The sequence below is a fragment of the Nonomuraea sp. WAC 01424 genome, from assembly GCF_003947315.1.
Lineage (GTDB): Bacteria > Actinomycetota > Actinomycetes > Streptosporangiales > Streptosporangiaceae > Nonomuraea > Nonomuraea spiralis.
On record NZ_QHHZ01000002.1, the window covers coordinates 388,356 to 406,056 of the forward strand.

The window sequence follows — 17,701 nt, forward strand, 5'->3', positions numbered from 1 at the left end:
CGGAACGGCACCGCTCCCACGACAGCTATTGACGCCTTGCGCAGCACATACCTATGCTCCGACCAACGAAATTATCGGGGGGACTACGAAACTTTCATACCGCTCGTGCCCGATGAAGGGACCCCTGAATGAAACGCGGTCTGACCCTCATGGCCACCGCCGTGCTCGTCGCCGGGTGCGGCAACAGCGGGCAGCCCACCGGCTCCCAGCAGAGCCAGAAACCCGCCAAGGTGACGCTCGAATGGTGGCACCTGTCCACGGCCGAGCCGCTGAAGTCCCTGTGGGCGCAGCGGGCCAAGGACTTCGAGGCCGCGCACCCGAACGTCACCATCAAGGCGACCGTCCTGGAGAACGACGCCTACAAGGCCAAGCTCACCACCATCACCCAGTCGGGCAAGGTGCCCGACGTCTTCGTGACCTGGGGCGGCGGCGTGCTCAAGCAGCAGATCGACGCCGGCCTGGTCAAGGACGTCTCCGGCGACGTCGCCCCGGTGCTGGACACGTTCACGCCGGCGGCGCTGAGCGCGTACCAGTTCGATGGGAAGACGTACGGGCTGCCCACGGACATCGGGCTGGTCGGCTTCTGGTACAACAAGCAGCTCTTCGCCAAGGCGGGCATCTCGGCACCGCCCGCCACCTGGGCGGAGTTCCTCGACGACGTCAAGAAGCTGAAGGCGTCCGGCGTCACCTCGATCGCGCTGGCGGGCAAGGAGAAGTGGCCGGGCCACTACTACTGGGCCTACCTCGCCATGCGCATCGCCGGGCTGCCCGCGCTCAAGCAGGCCGGCACGGACCACGACTTCACCAAACCCGACTTCGTGGCCGCCGGGCAGCAGGTCAAGGCGCTGGCCGACCTCCAGCCGTTCCAGAAGGGCTTCCTCGGAGCCGGGTACGGCACCCCTGACGGACAGGCGGCCACGATCTCCAACGGCAAGGCCGCGATCGAGCTCATGGGCCAGTGGGCGCCCGCCGTACAGAAGGACGCGGGCAAGGGGCTCGGCGCCGACCTGGGCTTCTTCCCCTTCCCGTCCGTCGAGGGCGGCAAGGGCTCGACCGGCGACGCCTTCGGCGGCGGCAACGGCCTCTCGGTGGGCGCGGACGCGCCCCCGGAGGCCGTGGAGTTCGTGAAGTTCATGACGCGGATGGACCAGCACACCAAGGCCGTGGAGGCGGGCGGCGTGCTGCCGGTGCTGAAGGGCGAGGAGAGCGCGGTCAAGGACGCCAACCTCAAGCAGGTCGCGACCCTGCTGGCCGGCGCCTCCGGCTACCAGCTCTACCTGGACCAGGCGTATCCGCCGGCCGTCGGCCAGCAGGTCAACGACAGCGTGGCCGAGCTGATCGCCGGCACCAAGACGGCCGAGCAGGTCGGCCAGGACATCAGTGAAGTGGCCAAGAGCGAATGACGACCCTGACCCGAGGGCCGGAGGCGCCCACGCTTCCGGCCCCCGCGCGGGCCGGGCGGCGGCGCGGGCGCGCGGTGACGATCGCGCTGTTCCTGCTGCCCGCGCTGGTCCTGTTCCTCCTGCTGGTGGTGAGCCCGATCCTGGTGGCGGTCTACGCCAGCGCGTTCAAGTGGAACGGCTTCGGCGGGCTGCCCACCGACTTCGTCGGCCTGGACAACTTCAGCAGGCTCTTCTCCTCCGCCATCTTCGCCACCGACCTGTGGCACCTGGCGGTCCTGGTCCTGCTCACGGTGGTGGTCCAGCTCCCGTTCTCGCTGGCCGTCGCGATGCTGCTCAACCAGCGCATCCGGGGGCGGGCGGTGTACCGGCTGGTGTTCTTCGCGCCGTACGTGTTGTCCGAGGTGATCACGGGCGTGCTGTTCTCGCTGATCCTGTCGCCGGGCAGCGGGATGGCGAACCAGATCCTGTCGGTGTTCGGGCTTGAGTCGGAGTTCCTGGCCGATCCGGGCACCGTGATGCCCTCGCTCTTCCTGGTCATGACCTGGAAGTACTTCGGGTTCCACATGATGATCTACCTGGCCGGACGGCAGGGCATCCCGAACGAGCTGATCGAGGCCGCGCAGATCGACGGCGCGACGCCCTGGGAGACGTTCCGGCACGTCACGCTGCCGCTGCTCGGGCCGACGATCAGGATCAGCGTGTTCCTGTCGGTCATCTACACGATCCAGCTGTTCGACCTGGTCTGGATCCTCACCGGGGGCGGCCCGTCGCACTCCTCGGAGACGATGGCCATCACCATGATGGAGTTCGGCTTCAAGCGCTCCCAGGTGGGTTACGCCAACGCGATCAGCGTCGTGATGTTCGCGCTCAGTCTCGTCTTCGCCCTCGTCTACCAGCGCGTGGTGATGCGCCGGGACCTGGAGGGCGCGACCACGTCCATGGGAGGCCGCCGATGAACCACGGGAGGCCGCCCGTACGGCGGCGCCGCCCCACCCTGCCCCTGCACGCGATCGCCTGGATCGTCGGCGCGTTCATCCTCGTCCCGATCGTGTACGCGCTGCTCGGCGGGTTCAAGAGCAACAGCCGGCTGTCGAGCGACCCGTTCGGCCTGCCCGACCCCTGGGTGGTCGCCAACTACACCGACGTGCTCGGGTCGGGGTCGTTCTGGCGGCAGGTGTGGAACAGCACGTTCATCGCGGTCGCCACGACCGTGGTGATGGTCGGGTTGTCGGCGCTGGCCGCGTTCGTTTTCGCCCGCTTCGCCTTCCGGGGCAGGGAGGTGCTGTTCACGCTGTTCACGGCGGGGCTGATGTTCCCGTTCGCGGTGGCCATTCTGCCGATCTTCGTGTTGCTGCGTACGTTCGGGCTGCTGGACAACCCGCTCGGCGTCATCCTGACGCAGGCCGCGTTCGGGCTGCCGCTGACGATCATCATCCTGCGGGGCTTCTTCCGCGGCATCCCGGGCGAGATCGAGGAGGCCGCGATCATCGACGGCTGCTCGCCGTTCGGGTTCTTCTGGCGGATCCTGCTGCCGATGGCCCGCCCGGCCGTCGCGACGGTCTCCGTGCTGGCCGTCGTGGGGAGCTGGAACAACTTCATGTTGCCCCTGGTGGTCTTCAGCGACGAGACGAGCTGGACGTTGCCGCTCGGCATCCAGCAGTTCCAGGGCCAGTACGCCGCCGACACCGCACGCGTCCTCGCCTACCTGATCCTGGCCATGTTGCCGGCGCTCGGGTTCTACGCCATCGCTGAACGTCACCTGGTCGGTGGGCTCACCGCGGGTGCGACGAAAGGGTGAACATGCTCCGAGTGTCCGGAAGCTCGCTCCGCACCTCCGACGGCACCCCGGTACGGCTCAGGGGGGTGGGTCTCGGGGGCTGGATGAACATGGAGAACTTCATCACCGGCCATCCCGCCAACGAGACCTCGATGCGCGCGGCCGTCCGCGGCGTGCTGGGCGAGGAGCGGGCCGAGCTCTTCTTCGACCGGCTGCTCACCTCGTTCTTCACCGAGGACGACGCCGCCCTGCTGGCCGGGCTGGGCATGAACTGCGTGCGCATCCCGGTCAACTACCACCACTGGGAGACCGACGACCGACCCATGGAGCTCGACCCCAGGGGCTTCCGGCACCTCGACCGGGTCATCGGCCTGCTGGGCGAGCGCGGCCTCTACAGCGTGATCGACCTGCACGCCCTGCCCGGCTCCCAGAACCAGCACTGGCACAGCGACAACCCCACGCACGTGGCGGCGCTGTGGCAACACCGCCACTTCCAGGACCGGGCCGTGCACCTGTGGGAGGCGCTGGCCGACCACCACCGCGGGCATCCCTGGGTGGCCGGGTACAACCCGGTGAACGAGCCGGGCGACGTCTCGGGCAAGGTGGTCGGCCCGTTCTACGACCGGCTGGTGAAGGCCGTACGGGCCGCCGACCCCGACCACGTCCTGTTCCTGGACGGAAACACCTACGCCACCGATTTCTCGATATTTCGGGAGATGTACGAGAACACGGTGTTCGTCATGCACGACTACGCGCTGGCCGGGTTCGCCCACGGTGGCCCGTACCCGGGGTTCACCAGGGGTGAGTGGTGTGACCGGGGCCAGTTGGAGGAGGCCTTCGCCAAACGTTCGCGTTTCCAGCGGGAGACCGGCACGCCGCTGTGGGTGGGCGAGTTCGGGCCCGTCTACACCGGCGACCCGGAGCGGGACGCGCAGCGCTACCGGATCCTGCGCGACCAGCTCGACATCTACGACGGCCACGGCGCGGGCTGGTCGCTCTGGACGTACAAGGACGTGGGGTTGCAGGGGCTGGTGCACGCGTCGGGGGCGTACCTGAGCAGGTTCGGCGCGTTCATCGACAAGAAGCGGCGGCTCGGCGCGGACCGGTGGGGCTCGACCATGGAGGAGTACGCCGACGCGCTCGGCCCGCTGCACCGGCTGGTCGAGACCGAGTTCGCGGGATGGGAGCCGTACCCGTGGGGCGCGCGCTACCAGACCGACGACCTGATCAGGCACATCCTCATCGCCCAGGCCCTGCTGCCCGAGTACGCCGAGCTGTTCAGGGGCCTCGGCGACGACGACCTGCTCGCCCTGGCCGACTCGTTCGCGCGGGAGCAGTGCGTACGACGGGAGCCGCTGCTCGACCTGCTGGCCGACAATCTCAAGAGGTGACAAACCACTCAACCAGTCGGGTGCGTCACACCACCGGGCAAACTATCGCCATCACCGCTTGCACTAGGTATGCTTCGGCTGCCCTAATTTAGGTAAGCCTTTCCTCAGCGAGCGGGAGTGACGGTGTTCGCCAGCTACCTCATCGGACTGCGCGAAGGACTGGAGGCGACACTCGTCGTCTCCGTCCTCATCGCCTTCCTCGTCAAGAGCGACAGGAAGGACAAGCTGCCCCAGGTCTGGACGGGAGTGACCGCGGCGGTCGCGCTCTCCGTGGGCTTCGGCGCGCTGCTGACCTTCACCGCCGCCAACCTCGGGCACACCGGGCAGGAGCTGTTCGACGCGATCACCTCGCTGCTCGCCGTCGCGTTCGTCACCTGGATGATCTTCTGGATGCGGCGCACCGCCCGCGCGCTCTCCGGCGAGCTGCGGGGCAAGCTCACCGACGCGCTCCAGATGGGCTCGCTCGCGGTGGTCGTGATGGCCTTCCTGGCCGTGGCCCGCGAGGGGCTGGAGACGGCGCTGCTGTTCTTCGCCGCCGTCCAGGGCGCGACCGCCACCGCCGATCCGCTGATCGGCATCGCGCTCGGCCTGCTCACGTCCGTGCTGATCGGCTGGGGCCTGTACAAGAGCGCGCTGAAGATCAACCTCACCAAGTTCTTCACCTGGACGGGCCTGCTGCTGATCCTGGTGGCCGCCGGCATCTTCAAGTACGGCGTGCACGACCTCCAGGAGGCCAACCTCCTGCCCGGTCTGAGCACCTACGCCTTCGACATCAGCGCGATCCTGCCCGCCGATTCCTGGTACGGCGCACTGCTTTCCGGCATGCTCAACATCACACCGCAGCCGAGCGTCGTCGAGGCCGTGGCCTGGTTCGTCTACCTCGCGCCGACTCTCGTCCTCTTCCTGCTGCCCCAACGGGTGAAGACCACGCCCGCCTCCACCGCCCCCGCGGCCTGAACAGGAGCATCATGCGTACCGCCATCAGCCTGTCCTTCGGCGCGCTCGCCCTCGCGAGCCTGACCGCGTGCGGCGCGGGCACCACCGCCGGAGAGGCCTCCAAGGGGACCGCCGCCGCGCCCGGCAAGATCACCGTGGCCGCGTCGGACACCGAGTGCAAGGTCGCGACCGCCGAGATCGCCGCGGGCACGAGCACGTTCACGATCACCAACGGCGGGTCGAAGGTGACCGAGTTCTACGTGTACGCCCCCGGTGACCGGGTCATGGCCGAGGTCGAGAACATCGTGCCCGGCCTGACCAGGGAGCTGGTCGCCGAGCTGCCGGCCGGCGCGTACGAGGCGGTGTGCAAGCCCGGCATGGTTGGCAAGGGCATCCGTAACGCGCTGAAGGTGACCGGCGAGCACAAGGCGCTCAACTCCGACGCCCAGCTCGCGGACGCGGTCGCCAGCTACAAGCGCTACATCAAGTCGCAGAGCGACACGCTGCTGGTCAAGACCCAGGAGTTCGTGGACGCCGTCAAGGGCGGCCAGATCGACAAGGCCAAGGAGCTGTACCCGGTCTCGCGGACGTACTGGGAGCGCATCGAGCCGGTCGCCGAGATCTTCGGCGACCTCGACCCGGCCATCGACGCCCGCGAGGCCGACCTCGCCGACGGCGAGGAGTGGACCGGTTTCCACCGGATCGAGAAGGATCTGTGGATCAAGAAGGACATCAGCAAGGACGGCCCGGTCGCCGACAAGCTGATCGCCGACGTCAAGACGATCGTCCAGAAGTCCAACGCCGCCGAGCTGACCCCGCTCAACCTGGCCAACGGCGCCAAGGAGCTGCTCGACGAGGTGGCCTCCGGGAAGATCACCGGCGAGGAGGACATCTGGTCGCACACCGACCTGTGGGACTTCGACGCCAACCTCCAGGGTTCCAAGGCCGCCGTGCAGGCCCTGCGCCCGGTGCTGGAGGAGCGCGCTCCCGACCTGGTCAAGACGCTGGACGAGAAGTTCGCCGCGGCCGAGTCCGCGCTGGGCGCGCACCAGAAGGGCGACGGCTGGAAGCTGCACGACGAGCTGTCCAAGGCCGAGCTGAAGGCGCTGTCCGACGCGATCAACGCGCTGGCCGAGCCGATCAGCAAGATCGCACCGGTCATCGCCAAGTAGCGGCCAGATAGCGGGAGGTGGGGGCGATGTCGCAGGCAGGCGGGCGGATGAGCCGCCGCAAGCTGTTCGGGCTCGGGGCCGCGGGGGCGGCGGTGATCGGGGCGGGGGCGGTGACGACCAGGTCGCTGCTTGAGGAGCCGCCGGTCGCGCACGCGGCCTCGACGTCCGACCCGTACCCGTTCTACGGCGGGCATCAGGCGGGCGTCGTCACGCCGGCGCAGGATCGGCTGCACTTCGTGGCCTTCGATGTCATCACCGACAAGAAGGCCGAACTGGTCGACCTGCTCCAGGAGTGGACCGCCGCGGCGGCCCGGCTGACGCAGGGCAAGGAGGCCGGGGCGTTCGGCGCGGTCGGCGGGGCCGCCGAGGCCGCGCCCGACGACACGGGCGAGGCGCTCGTGCTGCCCGCCTCGGGGCTCACGCTGACGATCGGGTTCGGCGCGTCGCTGTTCGACGACCGGTTCGGCCTGGCCGGCAAACGCCCGGCCCCCCTCGCCGACCTGCCGAAGTTCCCGGGCGAGCAGCTGATCCCGGAGATCTCGGGCGGGGACATCTGCGTGCAGGCCTGCGCCCACGACCCCCAGGTCGCCGTGCACGCCATCCGCAACCTGGCCAGGATCGGGTTCGGCAAGGTCTCCGTGCGCTGGTCGCAGCTCGGCTTCGGCCGTACGTCCTCCACGTCCCGCGCCCAGGCCACCCCGCGCAACCTGCTGGGCTTCAAGGACGGCACCAACAACATGAAGCTGGAGGACGCCGACCTGCTGCGCGACCACCTGTGGGCGGCCGTCGCGGACGGCACCGCCTGGATGGCGGGCGGCACGTACATGGTCACCAGGAAGATCCGCATGACGATCGAGACCTGGGACCGCGCCTCGCTCGCCGAGCAGGAGCAGATCTTCGGCAGGGACAAGGGCGAGGGCGCGCCGCTGGGCGGGAAGGCCGAGTTCGACGCGGTGGACTTCGCCGCCAAGGGCCCCGACGGCCAGCCGATGATCAAGGACGACTCGCACGTCAAGCTGGCGCACCCGAGCAACAACGGCAACGCCCACCTGCTGCGCCGCGGCTACAACTTCGTGGACGGCTCCGACGGGCTCGGCCGCCTGGACGCCGGGCTGTTCTTCATCGCCTACCAGCGCGACCCGCGCAAGCAGTTCGTGCCCGTGCAGATGAACCTGGCCAGGCACGACGCGCTCAACGAGTACATCAAGCACGTCTCCAGCGGCCTGTTCGCCTGCCCGCCCGGCGTCCAGGACGCCGGCGACTACTGGGGCCGCACCCTGTTCGCCTGACCCCGCCCTCCGGCGCCCCCGCCGTCAGCGGTGGCGGGCGCGGGAGGCCTGGGCGTGGGCGCGGTTGGCGCAGCGGGTCGAGCAGAACTGGCGTTTGCCCGGCCGGCTCCGGTCGACGAAGGCGTCGGTGCACGGCGTGGCCGCGCACCGGCGCAGCCGTTCCCAGTCACCGGACGCGGCGAGCTCCAGCAGCTCGGTGACGGCCCGTACGGCGAGCCGCCCCGCCGCCGTCGCCCCCTCCGGCGCGACCAGCCGCAGCCGAGGCACGCCGCCGGCCTCCTCCACCGCCGCCCGTACCGGCAATCCGGCCACCCATTCCGCCAGGGCCTGCGCCCGGCCGGCCGGCTCCGCCGCGAGCACGCCCCGCAGCCGCCCCCGCACCTCCCGCACCGCGGGCAGGTCCTCCTCCTCGACGCCGCGCGGGTCCTCGTCCAGCTCCCGGAAGAAGCGGCGGAGCTCCGTCACGTCGGGCAGCCGTTCGGGCTCGTCCAGGTACTCGTCCCACGTGTTGGCCAGATCGACGGCCACGAGACCTGTCTCGGTGAACTGGCGCATCCCTCACCCTCCTGCTACTGTCACGACTATGAGCACTATAACCCCTGACAGAAACCTGACCATCCTCGACGCGCCCTCCAACCTCGGGCTGCGCCCACCGGCTGAGGATGTCATCCCCGGCTGCTACAAGGCACCATGGGCGCTGCGCGACAACGGCCTGGTCGCCCGGCTGGGCGCGGCCGACGCCGGCACGCTCGTCCCGCCCCGCTACGTGGCCACCTGGAAGCCCGGCGACGGCGTGCGCAACGGCCGGGCCATCGCCGACTACACCCGGAAGCTGGCCGCCCGCGTCGCCGGGATCAGGGAGTCCGGCGGCTTCCCCGTCCTGCTCGGCGGCGACTGCTCGATCCTGCTCGGCCCGGCCCTCGCGCTGCGCAGGACGGGCCGCTACGGCGTGGCCTACCTCGACGCCCACGCCGACTTCCGCCACCTGGGCAACTCCCCGCACGTCGGCGCGGCGGCGGGCGAGGACCTGGCCCTCATCACCGGCCGTGGCGAGGACTACCTGACCGACATCGACGGCCTGCGCCCGTACGTGCGGGACGAGGACGTCATCGTGCTCGGCGTGCGCGACGACGAGGACGTACGGGACATCTCCGGCAGCGGCCTGGCCTTCGTCGCCGGGAACGACATCCCGCTGGAGGCCGCCGAGCGGGTGCTCGTACGCGACGACCTCGACGGGTTCTGGATCCACGTGGACGCCGACGTGCTCGACCCGTCCGTGGTGTCGGCCGTCGACTCGCCCTCCCCCGGCGGCCTGACCGGCGACCAGCTCGCCGACCTGGTCCGCGGGCTGGTCGCGCTGCCCGGAGCGGCCGGGATCCAGGTCACGATCCTCGACCCCGACCTCGACGAGGACGGCAGCCAGGCGGCGACCCTGACCGACATCCTCGTCTCAGCCCTGACCTGACCCCGCCCGCAGGATCCGGAAGACGGGGTGGCGGGACGCGATCCGGCCGAACCGCTCCAGGGGCGCCTTCGGCCCGAGTCCGAGATGGGGACGCGCGCCGGGCGCGACGGCGACGTAGCGGCGCAGGATCTCGGCACGGCGCTCGGCCGGGACCTCGTCGAGCACGACCGGAACCTCCCGCCCGCGACGGGAGAGCACGGCCCGGCCGCCCGCGGCGCGCACGTTCCGCACCCAGTTCGCGTCGGGCCCCAGCATGGACACCAGGAACTCGGCCCCATCGCAGCGGGCGATCGCGACGGGCACCGACGTGAGGCTCCCGCTACGACGTCCCACCACCTTGAGCACCGCGCCAGGACGCGGTGACAACCAGCGGGTCCCGTACGTCAGCGCGTCGAGCCGGTTCATCGCCCGCATGAGCGCGTTGGGCCGTCCACCCCGGTACATCAGGCGTTTGAGCGCCGCGAGCCCGCCCAGGACGGCACGCCCGGCGCTCCGGGCCGCCGTCATCCCGCCCTTCTCCACAACAGCACGACCGCCACGAGCCCGGGGATCAGCGGCAGGACCTGGAGCCAGCCGAGCAGCGGCGCGAGGCCGACCTCGCCGTTGGTGTCGCGGACGGTCAGGGCCGCGACCGTGAAGCAGAGCGCGACCGCGAACAGGCCGGCCGCCGCCCAGCGGGCCCACCCCTTGCCGGCGCGGGCCGCCCCGGCGGCGCCGAGCCAGCCGAGGAGCCCAAGCGCTCCCACGGCGCAGAGGATCACCGTGTAGAGGGTGACGCCCTCGTCGATCTTCCCGGGCGCGAGGGCCGGGTAACCGGTGCTGAGGTGCTCGGCCAGGCCGTCCCGGCCGATGAACACGAAGAGGGTGGCGAACACCGTGAGCGCGGCGCCGCCGTACATCAGGGCGAGGGCGCCCCGCGGCTTCCCTGTCATCGTCTGTGTCCTTCCATGATTCTTACAACGTATGTTTGCCTGGCCCCACTATACTTACGAAGTAAGAATCAGGGTTGTGAGAAAGGCCACCATGTCCCCGAAGCGCACCCGCGGCCAGAACGCCGGCCTGACCCGGCAGGGCATCCTGCGGGCGGCTCTGGCGCTGGCCGACCGCGAAGGGCTGAAGGCGCTGTCCATGCGCCGCATCGGCCAGGAGCTCGGCGTCGAGGCCATGTCCCTCTACCAGCACGTCGCCGGCAAGGAAGCCCTGCTGGACGGCCTGGTCGAGGAGCTCGTCACGCAGGCCGCGCCACTGCTGGACGAGGCCGCCTCATGGCAGGACGGCCTGCGCGAGTACGCCCACGCGCTGCTGCGCGCCCTGCTCGCGCACCCGAACCTGCTCCCCCTGGTGGTCGGCCGGCCCGCGATCACGCCGCGCAACCTGCGCCTGATGGAGGACGCGCTCCACGTGCTGCGGGCCGCGGGGGTGCCGCCGGACCACGCGCTGGACATGCTCTACGCCGTGACCGGCTTCGTCGTCGGCCACGCCGCCCTCCTGGCCGGAGGCGGCGGCGACCGGCCCGAGCAGGGCGGCCGGATGCGCGACATCCCCGAGCCCGACCTGCTGGAGACCCCGCTCCTCGCCGAGGCCACCCGGGCCCGGCGCGCCCAGCCCGCCTCCGGGACCGACCCCCGCTTCGACTTCGCGCTCGAAGCCATGTTGCGCGGCTTCGCCACGCCGTGAGCGCTAGCGGAACACGTAGCCGCTCGTGCTGGTGTATCCGGCGGCGTTCGTGGCGGTGACGGAGGTCCAGGGGCCCGGCGGGACGTAGGGGGCCCAGGCCGACTCGGGCCGCCCGGGTCCGTGCCACCGCTGGGCGACGCGCACCTCGCGGCCGCCGGGCGAGGTGAAGCTCAGGGTGCCGCCGCGCAGGTTGTAACCCTCGACGGCGATCCCGGGCCGCCCGTCCACCTCCTTCCGGTACGCGTTCACGATGATCGGCTGCCGCCGGCCGTTCGCGATGTCGTCGGCCAGGGAAGGACCGGCGGGGCTCGGCTGGCAGGTGAAGAAGGGGTCCCAGCCGTAGGAGATGATCTTCACCGCGTGCCCGCCGGTCGCCATGATCTGCTGGTCCAGCCGGGCCTTGCTGGTACGCCCCCGCAACGGCAGCGGCTCGACCCGCCCGCACTCCCCGTCCGCCGGGGCGGGTTCGAAGCCCTCGACGTTCACCCACAGCTCGACCCCGGCGGGCACGTTCCGGGCGGCCGCCTCGATGTAGTCCCTGGTGGGCCCGTAGTACCCGTCGGCGTTGCGCACCCGGCCGACCACCGGCACGAGCCGGGGTGCGACCATGGCCGTCCCCTCCTCGATCCCGTGGACCGGCACCTTCCCCGTGCCCCGCCCGTCCTGCACGGCGACGGCCATGGGCGCGCCGGCCCGCGTGGCGGCGATGTCCGCCAGCCCGCCGGGCACCTGGCCGGGCGGGAACCCGCGGCCCCTGCGGGCGTCGATGTAGGGGCTGACCAGGATCTTCCTGCCGGGCAGCGCGGCGGTGACCACCTCGTGCTGGGCCGCGTACAGGGCGAGGACCGGGTCGCGCGGCCCCCGGTCGCGCATGGCCAGCTCGTACGACTGGTAGACCCCGCCGAAGGCCGCCGACCCGCCGAACCGCTCCCGGTAGCCGGCCAGCACCCGCGCGGTGAAGGCGTTCAGCGCGGCGGCGTGCGCGAGGTCGGGCTCCCACGGCTTGCCACGCCGCTGCGGCGCGGCGGGCAGCCCGGGGAACACCGTCATGCCGTACGCCGCCGCCTCGTCGATCAGGTTGCCCAGCCCGTCGCCGTCGGTCGAGACCAGCACAAGGTCCTGCACGCGCTCGGCGCACGACCGGGCCAGCGACACGCGGTAGAAGATCCGGCCCCCGCTCTCGATCCGCCGGTCGAGGCCGGGACAGCGCAACACCGACGGCCCGAACTCCTCGCTGGTCACGTACGTGTAGACGTGCCGGACCCGCTTGCCCGGCACCCGCGCGCAGGGTTTGCCGTCCACCCGGCAGGCGGCGACGTCGGCCTCCATCGGCCCCGCGTCGAACCGCGGCCCGAACGTGACGAGCGTGTCGCCGCCGAGCGAGTGGATCGCCTCCACCATCCGCCGTGTCACGCACAGGGAGGCACGCGGCATGACCCAGTACCCGCTGATCGCGTACGGCGCCCCCACCCGCGTGTCCCTGGGCGGGCACCCGTCGTCACCGGCGCCGGGACCGGCCGGGACGACGACGCAGACCGCCAGGACGACCACCACGACCAGCCACCGTAATCGGCGCACCCACGCTCCTCCCGACGCACTCACCAGCATCACTCACCTACCCGGAACACGGCCCGATTCGCGCCCCGGCGTGCCCCGGCGTGCCCCGGTACCGATCTCCGGCGGGCGGCCACGAACAATGGAGTCATGGTGAGTATCGATCTCAGCGGGAAGACCGCGCTGGTCACGGGCTCGACCCAGGGCATCGGGGCGGCCATCGCGACCGGTCTGGCACGGGCGGGCGCGCGGGTCGGCGTCAACGGCCGCAGCGAGGGCTCGGTGGCCGCCGCCGTCGAACGCATGGACCACGGCGGGCTGGTCGCCGCGCCCGGCGACGTCTCCACCGAGGACGGGCTCCAGCGGGTCCTGAGCTCGTTGCCGCAGGTGGACATCCTCGTCAACAACCTGGGCATCTTCGAGGCCAGACCGGCGCTGGAGATCACCGACGCCGAGTGGCGGCGGTACTTCGACGTCAACGTCCTGGCCGCGGTCCGGCTGACGCGCGCGTACCTGCCGGGCATGATCGAGCGCGGCTGGGGCCGGATCCAGTACATCGCCAGCGACTCGGCCGTCGCCACGCCGATCGAGATGATCCACTACGGCATGAGCAAGACGGCGCTGCTGGCCGTGTCGCGCGGGTTCGCCAAGGAGGCCGCCGGGAGCGGGGTGACGGTCAACTCGGTGATCGCCGGGCCCACGCACACCGGGGGCGTGGAGGAGTTCGTCTACCAACTCGTGGACAAGGAGCTGCCGTGGGAGGAGGCGCAGCGGGCGTTCATGCTCAAGCACCGTCCGCAGTCGCTGATCCAGCGGCTGATCGAGCCGGAGGAGATCGCCAACATGGTCGTCTACCTCAGCTCGCCGCTCGCCTCGGCGACCACGGGCGGCGCGCTGCGCGTGGACGGCGGCTACGTGGATGCCATCCTGCCCTGACGATCCTCTGCCCTCAGTAGGACTGGAGCTCGATCAGGTTGCCCTCCGGGTCACGCAGGTGGGCCGTACGCAGGCCGGGCGCCCACGCGGGACGGTCCTGCGGCGGCGCGACGACCACGGCCCCGAGCCGTACGAGACGGTCGGTCCCGGCGTCCACGTCGTCGACCTTCATGACCAGCATCGCCGTGTCCTGGGCGGGCGCCGCGGGCAGGCCGGCGGTGCCCACGACATGGGCCATGTTGTCGCGGCCGAAGAGCACGAGACCGGCCTGGCCGTCGATGTCCCAGTTGGCGTAGGCCGCCTCCGTCAGCACCTTCACCGGCTCCACGCCGAGGGCGGCCCGGTAGAAGGCGACGGCGGCGGGGAAGTCGCGCACCAGCAGCCGGGGGTAGAGGGCGTCCATCCAGGACCTCCGAAAATTAGTGGGTAGTCACCAACTATTGGTGACAACCTACACTTCTGCTGACATGGAACTGCCACCCACCCTCCTCGGGACGACCACCTTCGTGCTGCACAAGGTCGGCGTCGCCAACCGGCGCGCGCTGGCCGACCGGCGGACGGGCGAGACCGGGCTGAGCCTGTGGGAGTTCGCCGCGCTCGCCACGCTCGACGACTTCGGGCCCGCGGCACAACGCGAGATCGGCGACCGGCTGGGCCTCGACCCGAGCGACATGGTGCGCCTGATGGACGGCCTGATGGACGGGTCACTCGCCGTACGGGAGCGCGACCCGGCCGACCGACGTCGTTACCGGATCTCGCTCACCACCGCCGGGAGCGACGCCCTGGTACGCGCCCGCACGGTGGTGACAGACGTGGAACGCGAGACCCTCGCCCCGCTGACGGACGACGAACGCCGCCTGCTGCACACCCTGGTCACCAAACTCTTCTCCCATTGACAAATCCCATAACAAGAGTCAATTGATTAACAGCGGTCACCTCAACTTCCCTCTTTGCACGAAGATTCAGATCATGTTAGATGGAGGGCAAGCTCCGGGAGAGAGGACCGGACATTGTGCCGCTGATTCTCGATGGCGTCCGCGTACGGCAGCGCGGGGAGACCTGGCTCGACGACATCCACCTCGAATTTTCGAATGGACTGACCACGCTCGTCGGCCCGATGAACTCGGGAAAGACCACGCTCATGCGGGTCGTCGCCGGGCTGCGGCCACCCGATTCCGGGCGGGTGCTGGTCGACGGAGAAGACGTCACCGCGATTTCCGTGCGAAAGCGTTCGGTCGCCTTCGTCTATCAGCAATTCATCAATTACCCGTCTCTGACGGTTTATGAGAACATCGCCTCGCCGCTGCGGCTCGACCGGTCGTACCGGAAGGACGGCATCGACCGGCGGGTGCGCGAGGTGGCCGCGCTCATGGGGCTCGGCGACCTGCTGGACCGCAGGCCCGCGGAGTTGTCGGGCGGCCAGCAGCAGCGCACCGCCATCGCCCGCGCGCTGGCCAGGCCCGTGGACGTGCTGCTGCTCGACGAGCCGCTGGCCAACCTCGACTTCAAGCTGCGCGAGCAGTTGCGCGAGGACCTCAAGCACATGTTCGCGCGCTCGCCGGGCGTCGTCCTCTACTCCACCGCCGACCCGAACGAGGCCCTGACCTTCGCCGCGCCCGCCGTGGTGCTGGGCGAGGGCAGGGTCCAGCACATCGGCGACCCGGCCACCCTGTACGCCGAGCCGCCCACGCTGGCCGTCGCGGCCACGCTCAGCGACCCGCCGCTGAACCTCCTGCCCGGCACCGTCCGCGACGGCCGGATCGAGGTGCTCGACACGTCCTTCCCCGCGCCGCCCGGCCATCCCCCCGGGGGCGTCGTGCTGGGCATCCGCCCCCACCAGGTCACGATCGCCAGGAACGGCCCCGGCGCGCTGGAACTGCCCGCCGAGATCAGGCTCGCCGAGGTGACCGGCAGCGCGACGTTCCTGCACCTGCTGCTGGAGGGACGGCGGCACCTGGTGGCCCACCTGCCCGGCCCGCGGCTGTTCACCCCGGGCGAGTCCGCCACGGCGTACGTGGACCCCCGGCACATCTTCGTGTTCGACGAGGCCGGGAGCCGATTACCGGCCGCCGCCTCGGCGGCGGAGGCCGGCCCGCATGGCTGAGATCCGCCTGGAAGGAGTCGGCCACAGCTACGACGGCGGCCGGACGTGGGCGCTCAAGCCTATGACCTGGACGTGGCGGAGCGGCCGGGCCTACGCCCTGCTCGGCCCGAGCGGCTGCGGCAAGACCACACTGCTGAACATCATCTCGGGGCTGCTCACGCCCACGGTGGGCCGGATCTGGTTCGACGACCGCGAGGTGACCGGCGTGCCCACAGCGGGCCGCGACATCGCGCAGGTCTTCCAGTTCCCCGTCCTGTACGAGGAGATGACGGTCTACGACAACCTGGCCTTCCCGCTGCGCAACAGGAAGGTGCCCGCGCCGGAGATCCGCCGGCGCGTCCTGCGGGTGTCGGCGATGCTGGGCCTGGACGACGTGCTGCGCCGCCGGTCGCGCCGCCTCGACCCGGGCCGCAAGCAGATCGTCAGCCTGGGCCGCGGCCTCGTACGCGCCCAGGTGGCGGCCGTGTTGCTCGACGAGCCGCTGACCGTGGTCGATCCCGCGCTGAAGTGGACGTTGCGCAGCAAGCTCAAGGAGATCCACCGCGACACCGGCCACACCCTCGTCTACGTCACCCACGACCAGACCGAGGCCCTGACCTTCGCCGACGAGGTGGTCGTGCTCAACGACGGCCGGATCGTGCAGGCCGGACGGCCGGCCGAGCTGTTCCTGTCGCCCGAGCACGAGTTCGTCGGCCACTTCATCGGCTCGCCCGGCATGAACGTGTTGCCCGCCGAGATCGACGGCGGCGTGGTCAGGATCGGCCGCTCCGAGGTGGGCGCGGTGGCCGGCGAGCTGCCGCCGGGGCCGGTGCGGATCGGCGTACGGCCCGAGTTCGTCCAGGTCGGCGGCCCGCCCGGCGGCCCCGGCGTGGCGGCCAGGGTGACCGGCGTCGACCGTATGGGCTCCCACGACCTGGTACGCGCCGAGGTCGGCGGGCATCCCGTGATCGCCAGGACCGAGGCGGGCTCGTCCTGGACGCCGGGCACGGTCGAGTTCCTGGGCTTCCCCGCGGACCGGACGTTCCTGTTCCGCGACGAGGTCCGGTGCGGCTCGCTCGCGCCCCTGGACGGAAGGGGACCGGCGTGACCGGGACGCGCACCGATTCCCGGCCGCGGAACAACCGGGCCTGGCTGCTGGTGTTGCCGGTCGTGGTGTCGGTGGCCTTCACCGCGGTGATCCCGCTGATGACCGTCGTGAACTTCTCCGTCCAGGACGTCTTCAGCCCGGTCGAGCGGGTGTTCGTCGGCCTGGACTGGTTCCGGCAGATCGCGCGCGACCCGGAGGTGCGCGCCGCGCTCGTGCGCACGTTGCTGTTCTCGGCGCAGGTGCTGCTGGTCGAGGTCCCGCTCGGCGTGGCCGTCGCGGTCTGCATGCCGCGCCGCGGGTTCTGGGTGTCGGTGGCGCTGGTGCTGGTGGCGCTGCCGCTGCTCATCCCGTGGAACGTCGTGGGCACGATCTGGCAGATCTTCGCCCGCGGCGACATCGGGCTCGGCGGCCGGCTGATCAACGACGTGCTGCACATCCCGTTCAACTACACGCTCGACCCGGCCGACGCCTGGATCACCGTCCTGGTCATGGACGTGTGGCACTGGACGCCGCTGGTGGCGCTGCTGGCCTACGCGGGGTTGCGCTCGATCCCCGAGCCGTACTTCCAGGCCGCGCAGATCGACGGCGCGTCGGCGTGGGCCACGTTCCGGCACATCCAGCTCCCGAGGTTGCGCGGAGTGCTGACGATCGCGATCCTGCTGCGGTTCATGGACAGCTTCATGATCTACACCGAGCCGTTCGTGGTGACCGGGGGCGGGCCGGGGAACGCGACCTCGTTCCTGAGCATCCTGCTGTCGAAGATCGCCGTCGGCCAGTTCGACCTGGGCCCGGCGGGCGCGTTCTCGTTGTTGTACTTCCTGCTCGTCCAGATCGCCTGCTACGTCTTCTTCACCGTCCTGACCAGGGCGGGGAGGTGAACGCGATGCGCCACCTGCCATGGGCGCGCACG

The 17,701-nt window shown here is 70.7% G+C and carries 19 protein-coding genes; 14 read left to right on the top strand and 5 right to left on the bottom strand.

The features are described 5' to 3' along the window. The first annotated feature begins 128 nt into the window (after window positions 1-128). From DMB42_RS07170 to efeB, 7 genes are all read left to right on the top strand, one after another. Window positions 129-1,403, top strand: coding sequence for an extracellular solute-binding protein (locus DMB42_RS07170; RefSeq protein WP_125631875.1), 1,275 nt, complete (start codon window positions 129-131; stop codon window positions 1,401-1,403). After that, window positions 1,400-2,359 (top strand): carbohydrate ABC transporter permease, encoded by a 960-nt coding sequence (locus tag DMB42_RS07175; protein WP_125631877.1) that lies wholly within the window; start codon window positions 1,400-1,402, stop codon window positions 2,357-2,359. The genes DMB42_RS07170 and DMB42_RS07175 overlap by 4 nt, the downstream gene beginning before the upstream one ends. Then, window positions 2,356-3,201: a carbohydrate ABC transporter permease gene (locus DMB42_RS07180; RefSeq protein WP_125631879.1), complete on the top strand. Its 846-nt coding sequence runs from the start codon at window positions 2,356-2,358 to the stop codon at window positions 3,199-3,201. The genes DMB42_RS07175 and DMB42_RS07180 overlap by 4 nt, the downstream gene beginning before the upstream one ends. A gap of 2 nt (window positions 3,202-3,203) precedes the next feature. Then, window positions 3,204-4,571, top strand: a complete 1,368-nt coding sequence (locus DMB42_RS07185; RefSeq protein ID WP_125631881.1) for a glycoside hydrolase family 5 protein — start codon at window positions 3,204-3,206, stop codon at window positions 4,569-4,571. Window positions 4,572-4,694: 123 nt separating this feature from the next. Further along, the gene (efeU, locus tag DMB42_RS07190) at window positions 4,695-5,528 is read left to right on the top strand and encodes an iron uptake transporter permease EfeU (protein WP_125631883.1); all 834 of its coding nucleotides are present in this window, start codon (window positions 4,695-4,697) and stop codon (window positions 5,526-5,528) included. Window positions 5,529-5,539: 11 nt separating this feature from the next. After that, complete coding sequence (gene efeO, locus DMB42_RS07195) at window positions 5,540-6,679, top strand: iron uptake system protein EfeO (protein ID WP_125631885.1); 1,140 nt, start codon at window positions 5,540-5,542, stop codon at window positions 6,677-6,679. Between the two features lie 26 nt (window positions 6,680-6,705). Beyond that, entirely contained in the window at window positions 6,706-7,968 is a 1,263-nt protein-coding gene (efeB, locus tag DMB42_RS07200) for an iron uptake transporter deferrochelatase/peroxidase subunit (RefSeq protein ID WP_125631887.1), read from the top strand. A gap of 24 nt (window positions 7,969-7,992) precedes the next feature. On the opposite strand, the gene DMB42_RS07205 is transcribed toward efeB, so the two are convergent. Next, the gene (locus DMB42_RS07205) at window positions 7,993-8,523 is read right to left on the bottom strand and encodes a CGNR zinc finger domain-containing protein (protein ID WP_125631889.1); all 531 of its coding nucleotides are present in this window, start codon (window positions 8,521-8,523) and stop codon (window positions 7,993-7,995) included. 28 nt (window positions 8,524-8,551) lie between these two features. Here DMB42_RS07205 and DMB42_RS07210 point away from each other — a divergent pair, with 28 nt between their 5' ends. Next, window positions 8,552-9,433, top strand: a complete 882-nt coding sequence (locus DMB42_RS07210) for an arginase family protein (RefSeq protein WP_125631891.1) — start codon at window positions 8,552-8,554, stop codon at window positions 9,431-9,433. On the opposite strand, the gene DMB42_RS07215 is transcribed toward DMB42_RS07210, so the two are convergent. After that, entirely contained in the window at window positions 9,419-9,940 is a 522-nt protein-coding gene (locus tag DMB42_RS07215) for a nitroreductase/quinone reductase family protein (protein ID WP_221762038.1), read from the bottom strand. The two genes, DMB42_RS07210 and DMB42_RS07215, sit on opposite strands and share 15 nt — an antisense overlap. Continuing rightward, entirely contained in the window at window positions 9,937-10,365 is a 429-nt protein-coding gene (locus DMB42_RS07220; protein ID WP_125631893.1) for a hypothetical protein, read from the bottom strand. The genes DMB42_RS07215 and DMB42_RS07220 overlap by 4 nt, the downstream gene beginning before the upstream one ends. A gap of 76 nt (window positions 10,366-10,441) precedes the next feature. Here DMB42_RS07220 and DMB42_RS07225 point away from each other — a divergent pair, with 76 nt between their 5' ends. Beyond that, a complete protein-coding gene (locus tag DMB42_RS07225) occupies window positions 10,442-11,110 on the top strand; it encodes a TetR/AcrR family transcriptional regulator C-terminal domain-containing protein (protein WP_260477543.1) in 669 nt (222 codons plus the stop codon). 3 nt (window positions 11,111-11,113) lie between these two features. On the opposite strand, the gene DMB42_RS07230 is transcribed toward DMB42_RS07225, so the two are convergent. Beyond that, window positions 11,114-12,688 carry a DUF4434 domain-containing protein gene (locus DMB42_RS07230; RefSeq protein ID WP_125631894.1) on the bottom strand — a complete coding sequence of 525 codons (1,575 nt, stop codon included), beginning with the start codon at window positions 12,686-12,688 and terminating at the stop codon, window positions 11,114-11,116. A 129-nt stretch (window positions 12,689-12,817) separates the two neighbouring features. Here DMB42_RS07230 and DMB42_RS07235 point away from each other — a divergent pair, with 129 nt between their 5' ends. Beyond that, complete coding sequence (locus tag DMB42_RS07235; RefSeq protein ID WP_125632675.1) at window positions 12,818-13,600, top strand: SDR family NAD(P)-dependent oxidoreductase; 783 nt, start codon at window positions 12,818-12,820, stop codon at window positions 13,598-13,600. A 13-nt stretch (window positions 13,601-13,613) separates the two neighbouring features. Here the strand turns inward: DMB42_RS07235 and DMB42_RS07240 are convergent, their stop codons facing one another. Then, window positions 13,614-14,003: a VOC family protein gene (locus DMB42_RS07240; protein ID WP_125631896.1), complete on the bottom strand. Its 390-nt coding sequence runs from the start codon at window positions 14,001-14,003 to the stop codon at window positions 13,614-13,616. Between the two features lie 64 nt (window positions 14,004-14,067). Between DMB42_RS07240 and DMB42_RS07245 the strand changes: the two genes are divergently transcribed. From DMB42_RS07245 to DMB42_RS07260, 4 genes are all read left to right on the top strand, one after another. After that, entirely contained in the window at window positions 14,068-14,496 is a 429-nt protein-coding gene (locus DMB42_RS07245) for a MarR family winged helix-turn-helix transcriptional regulator (protein WP_125631898.1), read from the top strand. Window positions 14,497-14,612: 116 nt separating this feature from the next. Next, window positions 14,613-15,704: an ABC transporter ATP-binding protein gene (locus tag DMB42_RS07250; protein WP_221762039.1), complete on the top strand. Its 1,092-nt coding sequence runs from the start codon at window positions 14,613-14,615 to the stop codon at window positions 15,702-15,704. After that, complete coding sequence (locus tag DMB42_RS07255) at window positions 15,697-16,791, top strand: ABC transporter ATP-binding protein (RefSeq protein ID WP_125631902.1); 1,095 nt, start codon at window positions 15,697-15,699, stop codon at window positions 16,789-16,791. The genes DMB42_RS07250 and DMB42_RS07255 overlap by 8 nt, the downstream gene beginning before the upstream one ends. Then, window positions 16,788-17,669 (top strand): carbohydrate ABC transporter permease, encoded by an 882-nt coding sequence (locus tag DMB42_RS07260; RefSeq protein ID WP_221762040.1) that lies wholly within the window; start codon window positions 16,788-16,790, stop codon window positions 17,667-17,669. Before DMB42_RS07255 ends, DMB42_RS07260 begins: the two co-directional genes overlap by 4 nt. Window positions 17,670-17,701: the final 32 nt, after the last annotated feature.

Bases quoted from the DNA above. Each gene is read 5' to 3' on its own strand.
- DMB42_RS07220 (WP_125631893.1), bottom strand. From the start codon at position 10,365: ATGACAGGGAAGCCGCGGGGCGCCCTCGCCCTGATGTACGGCGGCGCC.
- DMB42_RS07170 (WP_125631875.1), top strand. From the start codon at position 129: ATGAAACGCGGTCTGACCCTCATGGCCACCGCCGTGCTCGTCGCCGGG.
- DMB42_RS07245 (WP_125631898.1), top strand. From the start codon at position 14,068: ATGGAACTGCCACCCACCCTCCTCGGGACGACCACCTTCGTGCTGCAC.
- DMB42_RS07255 (WP_125631902.1), top strand. From the start codon at position 15,697: ATGGCTGAGATCCGCCTGGAAGGAGTCGGCCACAGCTACGACGGCGGC.
- efeO (WP_125631885.1), top strand. From the start codon at position 5,540: ATGCGTACCGCCATCAGCCTGTCCTTCGGCGCGCTCGCCCTCGCGAGC.
- DMB42_RS07210 (WP_125631891.1), top strand. From the start codon at position 8,552: ATGAGCACTATAACCCCTGACAGAAACCTGACCATCCTCGACGCGCCC.
- DMB42_RS07175 (WP_125631877.1), top strand. From the start codon at position 1,400: ATGACGACCCTGACCCGAGGGCCGGAGGCGCCCACGCTTCCGGCCCCC.
- DMB42_RS07240 (WP_125631896.1), bottom strand. From the start codon at position 14,003: ATGGACGCCCTCTACCCCCGGCTGCTGGTGCGCGACTTCCCCGCCGCC.
- efeB (WP_125631887.1), top strand. From the start codon at position 6,706: ATGTCGCAGGCAGGCGGGCGGATGAGCCGCCGCAAGCTGTTCGGGCTC.
- DMB42_RS07180 (WP_125631879.1), top strand. From the start codon at position 2,356: ATGAACCACGGGAGGCCGCCCGTACGGCGGCGCCGCCCCACCCTGCCC.
- DMB42_RS07215 (WP_221762038.1), bottom strand. From the start codon at position 9,940: ATGACGGCGGCCCGGAGCGCCGGGCGTGCCGTCCTGGGCGGGCTCGCG.
- DMB42_RS07205 (WP_125631889.1), bottom strand. From the start codon at position 8,523: ATGCGCCAGTTCACCGAGACAGGTCTCGTGGCCGTCGATCTGGCCAAC.
- DMB42_RS07185 (WP_125631881.1), top strand. From the start codon at position 3,204: ATGCTCCGAGTGTCCGGAAGCTCGCTCCGCACCTCCGACGGCACCCCG.